1 protein-coding gene is annotated in these 741 nt (G+C 69.2%); it reads left to right on the top strand.

Going from position 1 to position 741, the window contains the following annotated elements:
• Positions 1–12: 12 nt before the first annotated feature.
• On the top strand, positions 13–741 hold a 729-nt coding region (locus tag ADK67_RS10345; protein WP_063797557.1), incomplete at its 3' end, for a helix-turn-helix domain-containing protein.

Here is a 741-nt window from a genome sequence, read left to right as displayed (position 1 = left end):
ACCGAGGCCAAGATGACCGGCACGGCCACGGCGCGCGCTACCGGGATGAGCCAGTCCAAGCTGTCGAAGATCGAGAACGGCATGCTCCTCCCGTCCGTGACCGACGTGGAGCGCCTGGTCGCCGAGCTGTCCGCGACCAGGGAGACCAGGGTCGAGCTGGTGGAGTTGGCCCGTCAGTTGCACGCCGAGGCGGAGACCCGCCGCGTGGTGCTGCACCGGGGCGCGCACCGACACCAGCAGACCGTGGCACGGATCGAGGCCCGTGCCACCACCAGCCGCTTCTTCCAGAACGCGGGTGTGCCCGCGCTGCTGCAGAGCGAGAACTACCTGCGGGTCGTGCACAACACGACGCCCTCGCACGAGCAGGACACGGCGATCGCCACGCTGCGCAGCCGTCGTGCCCGGATGGACGACTTGGGCAAGCGGTTCGTGTTCCTGCTGGCCGAGAGCGCGCTGCGCTGGCGGATGGGGTCGGCGGACCTGATGTGCGAGCAGATCGACCACCTCGTGCAGGTCATGCGAAGACCAAACGTCCAGCTCGGTGTGGTGCCGTGGACCGCGGACGCGAACCTGGTGGCACTGCACGGGTTCCAGGTCTACGACGAGCGGGTGGTGACGTTGAGCGTGCTGACCGGCAACGCGACCATCACCGACCCGCACGACGTGCGCGAGTACCTGGCGCTGTTCGGCAGGCTCGAACGGCTGGCGGTGCGCGGCGACGCGCTGGAGGACCTGCTGGAG

The organism is Saccharothrix sp. NRRL B-16348, assembly GCF_001280085.1.
In the GTDB taxonomy this organism is placed as follows: Bacteria; Actinomycetota; Actinomycetes; order Mycobacteriales; family Pseudonocardiaceae; genus Actinosynnema.
This window is presented reverse-complemented; position numbering and strand designations above follow the sequence as displayed.